General features: G+C 71.1%; 14 protein-coding genes and 1 pseudogene. 9 read left to right on the top strand and 6 right to left on the bottom strand.

Annotated features, from left to right (window positions below; all coding sequences use genetic code 11):
* Window positions 1-58 precede the first annotated feature (58 nt).
* Window positions 59-1,482, top strand: a pseudogene (locus tag ACIRD7_RS08065) (cellulosome protein); the annotation flags it as partial.
* 46 nt (window positions 1,483-1,528) lie between these two features.
* Here the strand turns inward: ACIRD7_RS08065 and ACIRD7_RS08060 are convergent.
* Complete coding sequence (locus tag ACIRD7_RS08060) at window positions 1,529-2,386, bottom strand: aldo/keto reductase (RefSeq protein ID WP_403451175.1); 858 nt, start codon at window positions 2,384-2,386, stop codon at window positions 1,529-1,531.
* Between the two features lie 301 nt (window positions 2,387-2,687).
* On the opposite strand from ACIRD7_RS08060, the gene ACIRD7_RS08055 reads away from it, so the two are divergent.
* Window positions 2,688-3,569 carry a Gfo/Idh/MocA family protein gene (locus ACIRD7_RS08055; RefSeq protein WP_403451173.1) on the top strand — a complete coding sequence of 294 codons (882 nt, stop codon included), beginning with the start codon at window positions 2,688-2,690 and terminating at the stop codon, window positions 3,567-3,569.
* A 51-nt stretch (window positions 3,570-3,620) separates the two neighbouring features.
* Here the strand turns inward: ACIRD7_RS08055 and ACIRD7_RS08050 are convergent, their stop codons facing one another.
* Entirely contained in the window at window positions 3,621-4,382 is a 762-nt protein-coding gene (locus ACIRD7_RS08050; protein ID WP_403451171.1) for an SDR family NAD(P)-dependent oxidoreductase, read from the bottom strand.
* Between the two features lie 147 nt (window positions 4,383-4,529).
* Between ACIRD7_RS08050 and ACIRD7_RS08045 the strand changes: the two genes are divergently transcribed.
* Window positions 4,530-5,435 (top strand): AraC family transcriptional regulator N-terminal domain-containing protein, encoded by a 906-nt coding sequence (locus ACIRD7_RS08045; RefSeq protein ID WP_403451169.1) that lies wholly within the window; start codon window positions 4,530-4,532, stop codon window positions 5,433-5,435.
* Between the two features lie 23 nt (window positions 5,436-5,458).
* Here ACIRD7_RS08045 and ACIRD7_RS08040 read toward each other — a convergent pair whose 3' ends face one another.
* Entirely contained in the window at window positions 5,459-5,785 is a 327-nt protein-coding gene (locus ACIRD7_RS08040; protein ID WP_403451168.1) for a hypothetical protein, read from the bottom strand.
* A 116-nt stretch (window positions 5,786-5,901) separates the two neighbouring features.
* A complete protein-coding gene (locus tag ACIRD7_RS08035; RefSeq protein WP_403451166.1) occupies window positions 5,902-6,801 on the bottom strand; it encodes a GNAT family N-acetyltransferase in 900 nt (299 codons plus the stop codon).
* A gap of 495 nt (window positions 6,802-7,296) precedes the next feature.
* Here ACIRD7_RS08035 and ACIRD7_RS08030 point away from each other — a divergent pair, with 495 nt between their 5' ends.
* Both ACIRD7_RS08030 and ACIRD7_RS08025 read left to right on the top strand, forming a co-directional pair.
* Window positions 7,297-8,505, top strand: coding sequence for a beta-1,3-glucanase family protein (locus ACIRD7_RS08030; RefSeq protein ID WP_403451165.1), 1,209 nt, complete (start codon window positions 7,297-7,299; stop codon window positions 8,503-8,505).
* Window positions 8,506-8,633: 128 nt separating this feature from the next.
* Window positions 8,634-8,840 carry a hypothetical protein gene (locus ACIRD7_RS08025; protein ID WP_403451720.1) on the top strand — a complete coding sequence of 69 codons (207 nt, stop codon included), beginning with the start codon at window positions 8,634-8,636 and terminating at the stop codon, window positions 8,838-8,840.
* A gap of 73 nt (window positions 8,841-8,913) precedes the next feature.
* On the opposite strand, the gene ACIRD7_RS08020 is transcribed toward ACIRD7_RS08025, so the two are convergent.
* Window positions 8,914-10,065 (bottom strand): sulfite oxidase, encoded by a 1,152-nt coding sequence (locus ACIRD7_RS08020; protein WP_403451163.1) that lies wholly within the window; start codon window positions 10,063-10,065, stop codon window positions 8,914-8,916.
* A gap of 167 nt (window positions 10,066-10,232) precedes the next feature.
* Between ACIRD7_RS08020 and sthA the strand changes: the two genes are divergently transcribed.
* On the top strand, window positions 10,233-11,636 hold the full coding sequence (gene sthA / locus ACIRD7_RS08015; RefSeq protein WP_403451162.1) for a Si-specific NAD(P)(+) transhydrogenase: 1,404 nt from the start codon (window positions 10,233-10,235) through the stop codon (window positions 11,634-11,636).
* Between the two features lie 24 nt (window positions 11,637-11,660).
* On the opposite strand, the gene ACIRD7_RS08010 is transcribed toward sthA, so the two are convergent.
* Window positions 11,661-12,158 (bottom strand): DUF5709 domain-containing protein, encoded by a 498-nt coding sequence (locus tag ACIRD7_RS08010; RefSeq protein WP_403451160.1) that lies wholly within the window; start codon window positions 12,156-12,158, stop codon window positions 11,661-11,663.
* 308 nt (window positions 12,159-12,466) lie between these two features.
* Here ACIRD7_RS08010 and ACIRD7_RS08005 point away from each other — a divergent pair, with 308 nt between their 5' ends.
* The 3 genes from ACIRD7_RS08005 (at window position 12,467) to ACIRD7_RS07995 (ending at window position 15,535) form a co-directional block, all read left to right on the top strand.
* Window positions 12,467-13,936, top strand: a complete 1,470-nt coding sequence (locus ACIRD7_RS08005; protein ID WP_403451158.1) for an APC family permease — start codon at window positions 12,467-12,469, stop codon at window positions 13,934-13,936.
* A gap of 11 nt (window positions 13,937-13,947) precedes the next feature.
* Window positions 13,948-14,919, top strand: a complete 972-nt coding sequence (locus ACIRD7_RS08000) for a hypothetical protein (RefSeq protein WP_403451157.1) — start codon at window positions 13,948-13,950, stop codon at window positions 14,917-14,919.
* Between the two features lie 124 nt (window positions 14,920-15,043).
* A complete protein-coding gene (locus ACIRD7_RS07995) occupies window positions 15,044-15,535 on the top strand; it encodes a hypothetical protein (RefSeq protein WP_403451155.1) in 492 nt (163 codons plus the stop codon).
* Window positions 15,536-15,794 lie beyond the last annotated feature (259 nt).

The raw sequence follows: 15,794 nt of genomic DNA, 5'->3' as shown, positions 1-15,794 counted from the left end.
CGTTCGGTCTCTCACCGGTCTCTTGACGGCCTCAGTCCGCGCCAACATCCCCAACGTCGGCGGTTGCGCCGGCGACTGCGACGTCGTGGTCCGCGACGTCCCCCGGCCCGTCTTCGGTACGGCGGTCACCGCGACCGTCGCCGAGGCCACCTGGTCCGGCTACGAGGGACGGCATCCCGCGCCCCGGGTCCTCAACCGTGCCCAGGTGCCGGTGGCCGAGGACGGTTCGGTGACGGTGCCCCTGCGGGGGATGCACAGGATGTCCGCCTACCGGATCGTCCTCACCCCCGCCGGCTCCGGCACCCCGGCCGCGCCCACCGTCCCCTGGTCGGCCTCGTACGAGGCCGAGGACGCAACCGTCACCGACGGAACGGTCCGCACCCACGGCACTGTCGAGGACGCCAACGGCTACGCCGCCTCCGGAACGAAGGATGTCAGCGCTCTCGACCGGCCCACCAGCAGGGTCGACTTCACGGTCTCGGTCCCCCGTGACGGCACGTACGAACTGGCGATCCTCTACGGCAACCAGTCCGGCGCCCCGGCCACCCAGCGCCTCTCGGTCGACGGCGGCGACCCGGTCACCGTCACCTACCCCTCCACCCAGAACTGGGCCTACCGCGCCCGCGAGGAGCTGCCGGTCCGCCTGTCGGCGGGCACCCACGTGCTGACCCTGGCCAAGGGCGCCGCCGAGGTCGCGCTCGACCGCATCGACCTGACCGCCCACACCGGCGAGTTGTCCACCGCCTACGAGGCCACGCCGGCGGACGTCAGCGGCAGTCCGTCGTACGACTACTCCTCGTCGGACGGTGTCGGCACGGGCGCCCTCGTCTGCGTGCCGGGGACAAGGCCGTCTTCGACGTGTACGCCCCGCGCGACGGCTACTACACGGTCGTGCCACAGGACTTGGCGCCGGTCCGGCTCGCCCTGCACGGTGAGACGGTGACGGCAGCGCCCGGCCTCCCCCTGCGTCTGTACCTGGTGGCGGGCAACAACCGCGTCGCGCTGACCTCGGAGCACGCCGCGGTCCGGTCCCTCGACGTCTCGGGCGACGGCTCGACGGCCGGCACGCTCACCTACGAGGCGGCCTCGGCGAGGCTCACGGGCGGAGCCGAGCTCGTCGACTCCGACCACGCCCCCAGCGGGGCCCGCATCGGCCGGCTCGGCAACAGCCCGTCGAGCACGGCCGAGTTCACGGTGCGGGCGCCCCGCTCCGGCCGCTATGTGCTGGTCGTTCACTACGCGCACGACGACCGGCGCGACAACGGCCATGCCTACAAAACGGACATCGTGTCCCGTACGGCGGACATCACCGTCGGCGACGGTCCACCGGTACGGGTCACCTTCAAGAACACCTGGAGCTGGGACGACTACTGGACGGTCGGGGTCCCCGTGGACCTGGAGGAAGGCGCCAACACGGTGACGTTCGGCAACGCGACGGCCTGGGCGCCGCACATCGACCGGATCGAACTGGGACGGGTCGTCGACCGCGCCCAGGCCCTTCTCCCGGATCGCGGATTCCCCGACCGCGTCAGACGGCGTCCAGCTCCGCGATCTCCTCGGCGGTGAGCGCGAGCTCGGTCGCGGCGAGCGAGTCCAGGATGGTCTCCGGGCGGCTCGAACCCGGGATCGGCACGACGACGGGCGACTTGGCGAGCATCCAGGCGAGGCACACCCGCTGCGGGCTCACCCCGTGGGCCTTGGCGACCTGAGCGAACGGGGCGTAGGAGGAGCCGAGTTCACCGGCCCGGGAGATGCCGCCGAGCGGGCTCCAGGGCAGGAACGCGATGCCGAGCTCGTCGCACAGCCGCAGCTCCGGCTCGCTGGAGCGGAACGCCGGGGAGAACTGGTTCTGCACCGAGACCAGCCGCCCGCCAAGGATGTCGTTCGCCTCCCTGATCCGGTCGGGATCGGCGTTGGATATCCCGGCCATGCGGATCTTGCCCTCGTCCAGCAGGTCGCGTATCGCGCCGACGGACTCGGCGTACGGCACCCGCGGGTCGGGGCGGTGGAACTGATAGAGCCCGATGGCCTCCACGCCGAGCCGGCGCAGCGACGCCTCGCAGGCCTCCTTGAGGTACCGGGGGCTGCCGTCCAGCGTCCAGCTGCCGTCGCCGGGGCGCAGATGGCCGCCCTTCGTGGCGACGAGGACGTCCTTGCCGCGGTCGTGCGAGGCGAGGGCCTTGGCGATGAGGGTCTCGTTGTGACCGACCTCGTGGGCGTCCCGGTGATAGGCGTCGGCGGTGTCGATCAGGGTCACGCCCGCGTCGAGCGCGGCGTGGATCGTGGCGAGGGAGCGTGCCTCGTCCGGGCGGCCCTCGATGGACATGGGCATCGCGCCCAGACCGATCGCGCTGACCTCGACATCCCCGATGCGGCGGGTGTGCATGGGCTCGTGACCTCTCTTCGGCTGTCGCGCGGGCGAACGTCGTCGTCCGGCGGCGGGCAAGGGACCGACGCCCGGCGCCGGACCCGTACCAGCCTGGCTCGCCGGTCGCGAGAGGTCCAATAGAAGAAAGCGAATGCATTCAGTGACGGCACCGCTGAATCAGTGCCGCCGGTATCGGCGACGAATCCGCTTGCGCGGCGTGCGGGCCGGTGTGACACGCTCACCCTCGATCGATCGACCGGCGGGCCCGCGGCCCCGCGGCACCGGTCGCGGAGGCTTCGGCACAGTGGGAGGCGGCGGCATGCGCATCGGACTGCTCGGCACCGGACCGTGGGCTCAGATGGCCCATGCTCCCGCCCTCGACCGGCACGCGGAAGTGGACTTCGTCGGGGTCTGGGGCCGACGGGCCGCCCCCACCAAGGAGTTGGCCCACACCTACGGTGTACGCGCCTACGACGACGTCGACGCCCTGCTCGCCGACGTCGACGCGGTGGCGGTCGCCCTGCCGCCGGCGATCCAGGCGGACCTCGCGGCGCGGGCCGCGCGGGCGGGCCGTCATCTGCTCCTGGACAAGCCGCTCGCGCCCACGGTGGAGCAGGCACGGGCGGTCGTCGAGGCCGTGGCGGAGACCGGTGTCGCCTCGGTGGTGTTCTTCACCACCCGTTTCCAGCCGGAGACCGAGGCGTGGATCACCGAACAGGCCGCTGTCGAAGGCTGGTTCACCGGGCGGGCGCAGTGGCTCGGAGCGGTGTTCAGCGGTGACGGCAACCCGTTCGCCGACTCACCGTGGCGCCGGGACAAGGGCGCGCTGTGGGACGTGGGCCCGCACGCGCTCTCGGTGCTGCTGCCGGTGCTGGGCGACGCGAGGCGGGTGGCGGCCGCCGCGCACGGTCCGGGTGACACCGTCCACCTGGTCCTCGATCACTCCGGCGGCGCGTCCAGCACGCTGACCCTCAGTCTCACGGCACCGCCTGCGGCGGCGGGGGCCACGGTGGAGTTGCGGGGTGCGGCCGGGGTGACGCTCCTCCCGGAGAGCACCGAGAGCTCGGTGGCCGCCCTGATCCGGGCCACGGACGCGTTGCTGAGCGCCGCCCGCGGCGGGGAGGCACACACGTGCGACGCGGCGTTCGGACTGCGGGTGACGGAGATCCTCGCCGAGGCGGAGACGGCACTGAACGGCTGACGCGGGCCGAAGGCCACCGGCTCCTGGGGGCAGGCGGCCCGTGGGCCGCCGCTAGAGGTTGTAGCCGCCCGACACCTCGATGTTCTGGGCGGTGACCCAGCGGCTCTCGTCCGAGACGAGTGCGGCGATCATCGCGCCGATGTCGTCGGGTTCCCCGACCCGGCCGAACGCCGTCTTAGCGGCGAGCACCGGGACGACCTCGGGGTACCGGGTGAAGGCGTCGTCGGCGAGGCGGGTGCGGGTCGCGCCGGGCGAGACCGCGTTGACCCGGATGCCGCGCCCGCTGAACTCCTTGGCCATGTACCGGGTCAGGACGTCCAGGCCGCCCTTCATGGTGGCGTAGGCCGAGTAGCCGGGCTCCAGATTGGTCGTGGTACCGGCGGAGTTGCTGCTCGTGTTGACGACGGCGCCGCCGTCCGCCATCAGCGGCAGCAACTTCTGCGTCAGGAAGTACGGGCCCTTCAGGAGGACCCGCGTCAGCCGGTCGAACATGTCCTCGGTCATGTCCTCGATCAAGGCCGTCTGCGCGATCCCCGCGTTGTTGACGAGGTGGTCGAAGGTGTCGCGCCCCCAGGTGTCGCTCAGCACGCCGGCCACCGTGTCGCGGAAGGCGTCGAACGTGTCGCTCGCGCCGAGGTCCAGCGGCAGCGCCACCGCGGTGCCGCCCGCCTTCTCGATGGCCTCGACGGTCTCCAGCCCGCCACGCGCGTTGTTGCCGTAGGTCAGGATCACCCCGGCCCCGCGCTTGGCGATCTCGACGGCGGCGCTCTGTCCGATGCCCGAGCTGGCTCCGGTGACGATGGCGATCTTCATGATTTCTCTCCCCTGAGTGGAAGGAAGCGGTGGACTGCTTCCATTCAACCCAGCTGACCTGCGGAAATGTTAGACCGATGCTCGCTCACCCTTGCACGATCCTCTCGGCTGCGGGAGCCACGGCACGCTCCGTGCTGCAATGGGGGCATGCCGCTGGAAGAACTTCGCGCCCTGCTGGCCCGGCACGCCCGCGCCGACTGGACCACCGCGATCGACGGCGTCCTCATCTCGAGGATCGACCAACCGGACCCGCCGGGTCCCTCGATGTCCGGCACGGTGCTCGCGGTCATCGCCCAGGGCGCCAAGCGGCTCGCCCTGGGCGACCGGGTCTATGAGTACGGCCCCGGGCAGTACCTGGTCGCATCCGTCGATCTGCCCGTCACGGGCCAGTTCCTCCAGGTCGGTCCCGAGCAGCCCGCACTCGGGTTCGGTCTCACTCTGGAGCCGTCCGCCGTCGCCGAGCTGCTGCTCCAGGCCGGTCCCGGCGACCGGCCCCGGGCCGGCGCGGGCGCCCCGTCGGGGATCGCGGTCAGCGACGCCTCGCCCGAACTGCTCGACGCGGTCGTACGGCTGCTGCGTCTGCTCGACGAACCCCGCGACCGGGCCGTGCTGGCTCCGCTGGTCAAGCGCGAGATCCTGTGGCGGCTGATCACCGGTGAGCAGGGCGCGACGGTACGTCAGCTCGGCCTCGCCGACAGCAGCCTCAGCCATGTCTCGCGGGCCGTGCGCTGGATCCGCGCCCACTACGCCGAGCCGTTCCGGGTGGAGGACGTGGCCCGGATGTCCGGCATGAGCGTCTCCGCGTTCTACCGCAACTTCCAGGCGGTGACCGCGATGAGCCCCATCCAGTTCCAGAAGCAGATCAGGCTCCAGGAGGCCCGGCTCCTGCTCGCCACGCACCCGGGTGATGTCACGGGCGTGGGCCATCGCGTCGGCTATGACAACCCGTCGCAGTTCAGCCGTGAGTACCGCCGCCAGTTCGGCGAACCTCCCAGCAGGGACGCCGCACGACTGCGTGACGAGGTGCGCGGCCGCGCGGGCGTCCTGCCCTGAGCGCGCCCGAGGTCTGAGGCGGGCTACTCCTCGAAGGGCTCCTCGCTCCACCGGAACCACGCCCGGTCACCCTCGATGTGCAGGAGGAACTCGGCGACCGAGCCGTCCGGCGAGGAGAGCGTGACGCGTCTTCGGATCTCGTCGTAGGCCGCCTCCCATTCCTCCCAGAGCTCGTCCTGGTCCCGCTCCAGCAGAGCCAGTTCCCGGGCGAACAGGTCGCGTACCGCGGCGTATCCGGGTCCGGGCGTGAAGTGACCGGACAGCCAGGGGAAGTCGGCCTCGTCGACCAGGATCTCCCCCACCGGCTCGTCGCCGCCGCGCACCTGCCAGACACCGCCGTCGAACCCCATGCCACCCCTCCGTCGCCCGCCGTCGATCACCTTCCCGCCCAGCATGGCACCCGCCACTGACAAGCGGCCCGGACCCGAAGGCCCGGACCGCCCGTCACGCTCGCTGTCCGTTCTCGCTACGCCTGGCCGGTGGCCACCGCGAAGTTGATCCGTTCCTTGACCACGGGATACCCCGCCTTGGCAAAGTTCGCGGCCATGGGGAAGTTGCCCTGGTCCGTCGCGCCGGTGACGAACTCCGCGCCCTGCTCGACGAGGAAGTGGGTGCACTCGGCGAGGAGGTCGTACGCGTAGCCGTGACCGCGGTGTTCGGGGACGACGCCGATGAAGCCGACGGTCGGGCCGGAGGGGTTGTGGGCCGGGATGTGGATGCCGGCCAGGTCACCCTCCGGGGTGTGCGCGAGCTGCCACCACTCCCGTGGCGAGGGGCACCAGTGGAAGAAGTCCAGCTCCTCCTGGGCGGCCTTGTCGAGGCCGCCCTCCTCGATCTCCCGCAGCGCGTGGGCGTCCAGGGTGACGGAGTGGATGCGGCGCAGGGCGTCGAAGAACACCGCGTCGTCGGGCTCGGCACGGAAGCTCAGCCGTCCGGGCCGCTCGGGCAGGCCGAGATCAGGGGTCCAGCGGTACAGGAAGCGCTCCACGAGGAGTTCGTAGCCGGCCGCTCGCGCGGCGCCGAAGCGGGCTTCGGCAGCGGCCTTCAGGGCGGGCTCGTCCCGCCAGCCGCCGGGCAGGTTGAGCTCCAGCTCGACCTGCCAGGGGACGGAGCGCAGGAGTTCGGCTCCTGCCTCTTCCTCACCCTCGGCCACGTCGAACCAGTTGATGTTGATGGGCTCCGAGTCGTCGGGGCCGCCCCACCAGGCGCCGCGCGCGACGACCGTGCCGTCACGCAGGGCGACTCGCTTCCACTCGGGCCGGAACCGGGTTTGGCGGTGGCCCTCACGGGCGTTGAGCGGGTCGGGGTGTGCGTCGAAAAGCTGGGCGTCGCTCGCGGTGAGCGCGCGGATGACCAGATCGGTCACGGATTCCTCCGGGATAAAGGCTGCTTGGAGCGCTCCCGGTCAGAACGTGAACTGCACGCCGGGGCAACGGAGAAGGGAGCGCTGAAGAGAGGTGCACCGCACGGCACTCGCCTCCTTTCCGTCTGTCTCAGGGCGTGGAGCCACACATTATGTGATCTTCGACTGGGAAGTCCAACGGTTTTTCGCGGTTCTTCATATGTGCCTGCCGTGAGGATTCTGAGAGCGCTCTCGGGCGTGGGTTCGCCGAGCTTAAGTGGAGCTTAGGAGTGACTTAAGCGGTCCGCACCCATGCCCATATGTCCCAAGTTCCCGTGGTCCGGGCCTGCTTGGACTTGGTGCAGACCCATTGGCCGACACGGGGGCCGTGCGTAGCATCGGGGCTCATCGGCGGTGGCCGGGCCGGTTCGACCCGTGTTCCGAGAGCGCTCTCAGACGAGCGATGCGGCGCGCCGCCGCGGACCAAGAACCCCACAAGCACTCCGGGAGTCCCCCCACATGACACCCCGTCATCAGCGCCCCCTCGGTCGACGCAGGCTGCTCCTCACCCTCGGCGGCGCGGCGGTGGCCGTACCCGTCGCCGCCGCCGTGACCCCGTACGCCCTCGCGGGCACACCCGGCACGGAAGACGTGCCCGCGGCGGCGGGCGCGCTGCCGCTGACGCTCGTCAACGACAGCGGTTCCTTCGGCAACGCGAGCGTCCACGTCTACATCGTCGGCAACCAGGACGGGAGGCAGGTCCGCGTCACGCCCGAGGGCGCCCTCGCGCCGATCGCGCTGTCGGACAACGGTCCCGACGGCTTCACCGACTACGCCATCCCTCTGGCCGGCAGCGGCGAGACCCGGCTGTCGCTCCCCTACATGTCCGGCCGGATCTATGTGGCGCTCGGCGGGAAGCTCAGGTTCAAGGCCGTCACGGACGGCAACGGCAACGCGGCCCTCCAGTACCCGGCGGGCTGGGTGACGTCGGACCCGAACTACCCGGTGCTGCACGACTGCGCCGAGTTCACGTACAACGCGTCCGGCATGTTCTGCAACACGACCATGGTCGACATGTTCAGTGTGCCGATGAGCATCCGGCTGACCGGCGCGAAGGACCAGTCGACGGGCAGGCTGCGCGCCGGTGGACGGGCGGCGGCGTTCGCCGCGGTCCGCCAGGTCGAGGCGTTCGCGGGGCTCGTGGTGGACGACAGGCGGGTGCTCGCCCCGGGGCACGGTCTGGACGCCGGGCTGTTCGCCAAGGACTACCTCGCCCCGTACATCGACGAGGTGTGGAGCACGTACACCGGGCGTGACCTCACCGTCACGACCAACGCCGGCACGTTCACCGGGCGGGTGCGCGGCGACCGGTTCACCTTCGACGGACCGGCCCAGGTGTCCTTCGCCAAGCCGTCGACGCGGGACGTGCTGTTCTGCGACGGCACGCGCGCCGCCCCCAACGACGGCACGACCGGCCCCGTCGCCGCCGTGCTCGGTGCCGGATTCAACCGCTCGACGCTGCTCAGCCACCCCGCGCAGCCCACTACCGAGCCCGGCGGCTTCTACCTGACCGACCTGACCAACCACTACGCCAAGGCGATGCACGCGGCCACCGAGGACGGCAGGGCGTACGGTTTCGCCTTCGACGACGTGGCCGACTTCGCCTCGTACATCCAGGACACGGCGCCCACGGGGATCACGCTGACACTCACGCCTTTCGAGGGCTGACGGGGTCCGGGACGGCGGTCTTCCGGCGTCCTCCGGATGCAGGGTCCGCTCAGGCGTTGAATGGTGTTAACAGACCCGTTGACCGCACCGGGCCCGAAGTAGTCATCCGGATCCGAGGAGCAGAGATGATGCCGACGTCCCAGCCCGAAGCGTCCGGGCCGTCCGGGGAGCGCGCCACCCCGGACGACCTGCTCCACGCCCGCACCGGCACCGAGGTGTCCCCCGAGGACATCGTGCTTGCCTCAGGCAAGGACCTCACCCCACGCAACCTTGAATGGGCGAAGCGCAAGCTGGCCTCCGAAGGGCCGGCCGCCCTCGACAAGCTGCTGCCCTAGCCGTACCGGCCACGATCCGCACGGGTCGCCATCGGGTGCGCACCGGCACCCGGGGGCGGCCTGCGCGCCTGTCTCAGGAAGCCCCGCCCTCCGGCGCCGGGCTTCCGGCCTCGTCCGAGCACAGCACGGGCACCCGCTGGACGAGGTTGTTCGCGAAGCCCCCGCGGTTCCAGGACTGGTCGAGCGGCTGGCGGTGCCCTTCTGCGTCGGTGGCCCGCGCGCTCAGCACGTGCTCGCCCGGCGTCGCGGTCCAGCTGTGCCGCCAGCGGCGCCACGCCCACCGCGACCCGTCGTCGGGGGCCAGCAGGGCGTCCTCCCAGGTGTGTCCCGCGTCCGCGCTGACCTCGACGCGCGTCACCGGCGCCTGCCCTGACCAAGCACGCCCTTCCAGGGCGACCGGGCCGGGCCGGACAACGCGGGCCCGGGACATGAAGTCCGGGAAGCCGGGCGGGACCAGCAGGGCGCGCGGCGCGATCCGGGTGACCGGTTCACCCTCGTCGTCGGGGTGCCGGCGCAGTCGGTAGGCCACGGCCTGCTGGAACCCGGTGAAGGGCTCGTCGACGACGGTGATCCCGCGCAGCCACTTCACGTGCGCCATGCCGTACCAGCCGGGCACGACCAGCCGGAGCGGCCGGCCGTGCTGCGGGGGCAGTGGGGCGCCGTTCATGGCGTACGCCACCAGCACCTCGGGGTCGTCGCCCAGGGCCACGTCCATGGGCAGGGCCCGCTGGTAGTCCTGCTCGACGCCACGCTCGATCCCGTGGTCGGCGCCGGTGAAGACCACGTCGACGGCGGCCGGGTCGGCGCCTGCCTCGGCGAGCAGCAGGCGCAGGGGGGCGCCCGTCCAGTCGGCGGTGCCGACCGCCTCGACGAGCCAGGGCTGGCTCACCGGCCGGGGCGTCAGGAGGGCACGGCCGTTTCCCGCGCATTCCAGCGTGACGCGGGTGGTGACGGGCGGGAACGTGCGCAGCGCGGCCGGGTCGAGGCGCAGCGGGCGGCGGACGCGGCCGTCCACGGTCAGGTGCCAGGGGGTGCCGTCGGGGACGTACGGGATGTCGTAGTGGGTCAGGACGTAGTGCAGGCCGGGCGGGGTGATGTCGTGGCGCAGGGCTTCCAGGGGCAGGCCGTGGTTGCGGGTCGCGAGCGCCAGTTCGTCCCGGCCGATGCCTTCCTCCGGGGCGGCCAGCCGGGCCGGCGTGCTCGCGTCGGCGAGGCGATGACCCATACCCGCATTATCGACCCATTCGCGGTGGATCGCTCCGGTGTGAGAGGAGGGCGAGGATCCCGGCCGGGCGGAGCCGCAACTTCCGCTCGGCTCCCGGCACTTCGTCCGCCCAATCGTTCACGGTTCGCCCTTTCGAAAGAGGGCCTGCGGCTGTCAGACTCCGGAGGGTGCCCGACTTCGACATGCTCGTCATCGGATCCGGACCCGGTGGCCAGAAGGCCGCCATCGCCGCGGCCAAGCTGGGTCGCCGCGTCGCCGTCGTCGACCGCCCCGACATGGTCGGCGGTGTCTCCATCCACACCGGCACCATCCCCTCCAAGACCCTGCGCGAGGCGGTGCTCTACCTGACCGGCCTCACCCAGCGCGATCTGTACGGGCAGAGCTACCGGCTCAAGGAGGACATCACCGTCGCCGACCTGACGGCCCGCACCCAGCACGTGGTCGGCCGCGAGGTGGACGTCATCCGCAGCCAGCTGTCCCGCAACCACGTCGCCCTGTACGCCGGTACGGGCCGCTTCGTCGACCCGCACACCGTCGCCCTCCAGGAGGTCACCGGCCACGAACGGCTGCTGACCGCCGAGCACATCGTGATCGCCACCGGCACGCGGCCCGCGCGGCCGGGCAGCGTGGAGTTCGACGGACGGACGATCATGGACTCGGACAACGTCCTGGCCCTGGAGCGGGTGCCGCGTTCCATGGTCATCGTCGGTGCCGGGGTGATCGGCATGGAGTACGCCAGCATGTTCGCCGCGCTCGGCAGCAAGATCACCGTGGTGGAGAAGCGTGCCGGGATGCTCGACATGTGCGACGTCGAGGTGATCGAGTCGCTCAAGTACCACCTGCGGGACCTCGCCGTGACGTTCCGCTTCGGGGAGACCGTAGCCGCCGTCGAGCGGCATCCGCGCGGGACGCTGACCATCCTGGAGAGCGGCAAGAAGATCCCCGCCGACGCGGTGATGTACTCCGCGGGCCGGCAGGGCCTCACCGACGAGCTGGACCTGGACAAGGCCGGGCTCGCGGCGGACCCGCGGGGCCGGATCACGGTCGACGAGCACTACCGCACCGAGGTGCCCCACATCTACGCCGTCGGCGACGTCATCGGCTTCCCGGCGCTCGCCGCGACCTCGATGGAGCAGGGTCGGGCGGCGGCGTACCACGCCTTCGGGGAGCCCGTCGGCCGGATGCACAACCTCCAGCCGATCGGCATCTACACCATCCCGGAGATCAGCTTCGTGGGCCGCACCGAGGACCAGCTCACCGAGGACCGGGTGCCCTTCGAGGTCGGCATCTCCCGCTATCGCGAGCTGGCCCGCGGGCAGATCATCGGCGACTCGCACGGCATGCTGAAACTGCTGGTCTCCCCCGAGGACCGCACCCTGCTCGGGGTGCACTGCTTCGGCACGGGGGCGACGGAGCTCATCCACATCGGGCAGTCGGTGATGGGCTGCGGCGGCACGGTCGACTACCTGGTCGACGCGGTGTTCAACTATCCGACGCTCGCGGAGTCCTACAAGATCGCGGCCCTGGACGCCACGAACAAGCTGCGGCAGATCGACCACATCGGGGACTGAGCCGCCGGGGCCGGTCCGAGGTCCTCACGTCTCGCCGCCCTCCCGCAGCCTGTCGTCGTCGACCACGTGCATCGCGGCCTCCTCGGCGCCGGCCGCCCCGGCGTCGATGCCCCGGTCGACGGCGATCTCCTCCTTGGTGGTGTCGGAGTGGGCGCCCTCGTCCGGGGCGACCAGGCGGCCGGCCCGCTCGTCGCCCGCCTCGGGGTCGACGGGCTCGCCGTCGCCGCCCGGCAGGTCGCCCACGTCGTCACCGGGGGGCTCGCCCACGTCGGGGACCTCCTCGGCGAGCCGCTGGTCGAGGGTCTCGCCGGCGTGCTGTTCGGCGGCCGTGGTCCCGTACTTGGTCACGCCGAGCGGCCGCTCGGGCGGGGAGTAGCCCTCGTCGAGGGTGTCGTCGTAGGTCCGCTCGTCCAGGGCGTCCTGAAGGTCGAGCGGCGCGGCGTCCTGCTGTTCCTCGTTGCCTCCGGTGGGCTGGTACGCGTCGTCCGCCATCGCATCGGCGGGCGTGTGTTCGGTGCCCATCGCTGCCTCCTCGCTCGCGGGCATCGGCCGGTCCGGCCGTGCGTGTCCTGAACGCGTTTCCCGTCGTGCGATCTCCAACCCCGGAGGATCTCTCGGCTCTTGAACCCTCAAAGGGTGTGGCTATCATCACTCGCACACACGGCGTGACTGCACGGCGACGCAACGGCGTACAGTGTCCGCCACCTCTTTCTCGGCCGCCCCTGCCTTGAGGTCACCCCTCTCCGGTACGTGGCGTTGTTCCACCTCACCCCCCTCTACGGCGTCGGGGCCGTTCGCCCTGGCGTCGTGCAAGACGGAAAGCGGCGCGCATGAGCAACAACAGGGGCAGAGGGCTGCAGGCCAACGCCCTCGGAATGTTCGACACGGTGGTGATGGCGGTCGCGGGCAGTGCCCCGGCGTACTCGATCGCCGCGACCACGGCGGTACTCGTCGGAGCGGTGGGCCTGGCCAGCCCGGCCGCGCTGCTGTACTGCGCGATACCCATGCTGGGCATCGCACTGGCTTACAGCCGCCTCAGCCGGATCGACGTGAACGCCGGGGCCAGTTACTCCTGGGTCGGCCGGACGCTGCATCCCTTTCTCGGCTTCGTCAGCGGCTGGGCGCTGGTGATCTCGGCGACGATCTTCATGGTGGCGGGTTCGCTGCCGGCCGGGTCGATGACGCTCGCCCTGTTCGACGAGGAACTCGCGGAGAACACCGCGCTGTCCACGGTGGTCGGCGCCTGCTGGTTCCTGTTCATGCTGCTCGTGGTGCTGGGCGGGGCCCGGCTCACCGTCCGGGCGCAGCTCGTGATGTCCGGTGTCGAGCTGGTCATACTCGCCCTGTTCGCCGTGCTCGCCCTCTTCCACGCGGGAAGCGCCCGCGCGTTCGACTGGTCCTGGCTCGGCTTCGGGCACTTCGACGGCGTGACCGGATTCGCCTCGGGCGCGCTGATCGCCGCCTTCTACTACTGGGGCTGGGACGTCACCAGCAACCTCAGCGAGGAGACCCGCGACAGCCGCCGTACGACGGGGCTCGCCGGGCTCATCGGGGTCGGCGTCGTGTTCCTGCTGTTCGAGGTGTTCACCATCACGGTGAACGTCATCCTGTCCTCGCGGCAGATCCAGGAGAACGACGCCAACGTGCTGGCGGTGCTCGGGGCGGAGCTGTGGCCGGGCTGGGGCGGCAAGTTGCTGATCGTGGCCGTGATGCTGTCCACCATCGCCACCCTGGAGACCACTCTCATCCAGGTCACCCGCTCGCTGTTCGCGATGGGCCGGGACCGTACGCTGCCGGCCGCGCTAGGCCGGGTGCACCGCCGCTGGAACACGCCGTGGGTGGCGATCGCGGTGGTCGGAGTGGTGGCGCTGGCCATGTTCATCGCCTCCAACTCCCTTGGCTCGGTGGGCGACATCCTCTCGGACGCCATCTCGGCGATCGGCCTGCAGATCGCCGTCTACTACGGCCTGACGGGTCTCGCGGCGGTCGTCGCCTACCGCAAGATGCTGCTGTCGTCGGTGGGTGACTTCGTGTTCGGGGGCCTGTGGCCGCTGTTCGGGGCGCTGTTCATGTTCTGGATCTTCGTCGAGTCGCTGGGCGAGCTGAGCGGTTCGGCGATCGTGATCGGCATCGGCGGTCTGGTGGCCGGGCTGATCCCGATGTTCTGGTACTGGCGGCAGGGCAGCGACTACTACCGGCCGGCCAAGCTGGACGCCACCCAGACCGTCGAGGCGGACTACGTCCCGGCCGGCGGCGGCGCCAACCCCGTGGTCCACGAGGGTCTTCCGACCGACTTCTGAGGGAGACCCCGATGGCGCGAGGCAACTCCAAGCGCGACTTCGATCCCGACTTCGACCCGGACTGCGGCGACGCTCCCCTCACCAGTGCCCGCCAGGACATCGTCATCGGCCGCTGGCAGGGGCTGCGGGAGCTGCTGCGGGTCACCGGGCCCGACTGGCCGGCCAGGGGCCACCGGGTGCGGCTGCTCGCGCAGGCCTGTGCGGGCAGTTCGACGGTGGAGTCCTGGCTGGCCGCCGAGCCGAACAGCGGTGACGCGCTGGTGCTGCGGGCGGCGACGGAGACGGCCCGGGCGTTCAACGTGGCCATCTCCGCGGGCCGGGGCATGCCGATAGACCAGCAGCGGGTCGACACGGCGGTGCTGGCGTGCCTGCGGGCCGCCGACTCCTACCCGGACGATCCGACGCCCTGGATCTCCCTCATCTCCGTCGCCCGGCTGTATCCGCAGGGCGTACGGCGGCAGGAACTGGCGCGTTGGTGGGACGAGTTGCACGGCCGGGACCCGTACAGCGTGGAGGGGCACCTCCAGGTGCTGCACTACTACTCGTCGCGCTGGCACGGCACGCACGGCCTGATGTACGACTTCGCCCGTGACGCGGCCGGAGTCGCCCCGCCCGGCTGCCCGCTGCCGGTGCTCGTGCAGTACGCCCGGGTCGAGGAGTTCCGCTACGCCCTGGACGCGGCCAAGGGCCGGCACTCCGCGATGGGGATCGGGCAGCACTGGAACAACGACGGCGCCGTCAGCGACGTACGCCGCACCTGGGAGCGCTGGATCATGGGCCGCGACCGGCGCGACGTGGCCCCGGGCGAGCTGCGGGACTTCAACTACCTGGCCCACGCGGCCTGTCACGCGGGTGCCCACGACATCGCCGCGGCGCTGTTCCGCGTCGTGGGCCGGCGTGCCACCCGGGCGCCGTGGGGTTACACCGGCGAGGCGGACAAGCAGTTCGTCAAGTGGCGTAAGGAGGTGGGGGTGCGCGGCTGATCGCTCGGTCTTCGCTGTGGGGACGGGAAGCGCTGGTGGGGTGCCAGGGGCACGGGGGTGCCCCTATGGGCTGCGTCAAGCAAATCGGGGTGCGTTGTGTTGCCGGTGGGGTCAGCATTGCTTGGTGTCTGAGCTGCTGTGGGATGACGTGAAGGACTTCTTCGACCTTGAGTGGGAGGGGTGTCTTCCGGATGTGTGGGTCGCTGGGACTCTGGTTGAGGATTGGCAGGCGGTCCTCGATCTGATCGGTGCGAGTGGCTGGCGGAGTGAGTACTCCGAGGGCGGTGTGGTCATGCCGCTGCCGCGTGCTGAAGAGGTGCTGTCGCGGCCTGCCGATGCCGAGTGCGCGGATCTGCGGGTCTGGCCGGTTCCGGATGTGTTGGCGATCTTTCGGTTGGAGTCGGCTGACGAGATCGGTTTCGACGTGGATCTGCGGGAGTTGCAGGGGCAGGAGCGCCTGGACGTGCTGTCTGGGTTTCTTCGTGCGATCGGGCGCCGACTGGGCAAGCCAGTGGTGATGACGCCCGAGGGTGATTGGGAGCGAAGCCACCCGGTGCTTGGGTTCGATGTCGAGTCCGACGAGGTGGTATTGCTGGCGAAGCCGCAGGTCAGCTGATTGTTGCGGGCAGGCGTACTTCGTAGACCGGCCCGCCACCAGCCGTCCGGGCGGTAATCGGCGGAGCACCACGCCCTGCTGGGCGAGCGCCGCGCACGGCCAGGTCGCGAGCGTGGCCGCGGCGACCACCAGCAGCCGGCCGCGGTCGGCGAGCCGGGCGGCGCCGGTCTCCAGCACCGGCCAGTGGCGTCGGGCGAGCAGGCACACGGCGACCAGGACGGCGAGGGTGAGGGCGGTGTGCCCGTAGGCGCGTCCTCGC

It is taken from the genome of Streptomyces sp. NPDC093568 (assembly GCF_044764945.1).
Classification (GTDB): domain Bacteria; phylum Actinomycetota; class Actinomycetes; order Streptomycetales; family Streptomycetaceae; genus Streptomyces.
This window is presented reverse-complemented; position numbering and strand designations above follow the sequence as displayed.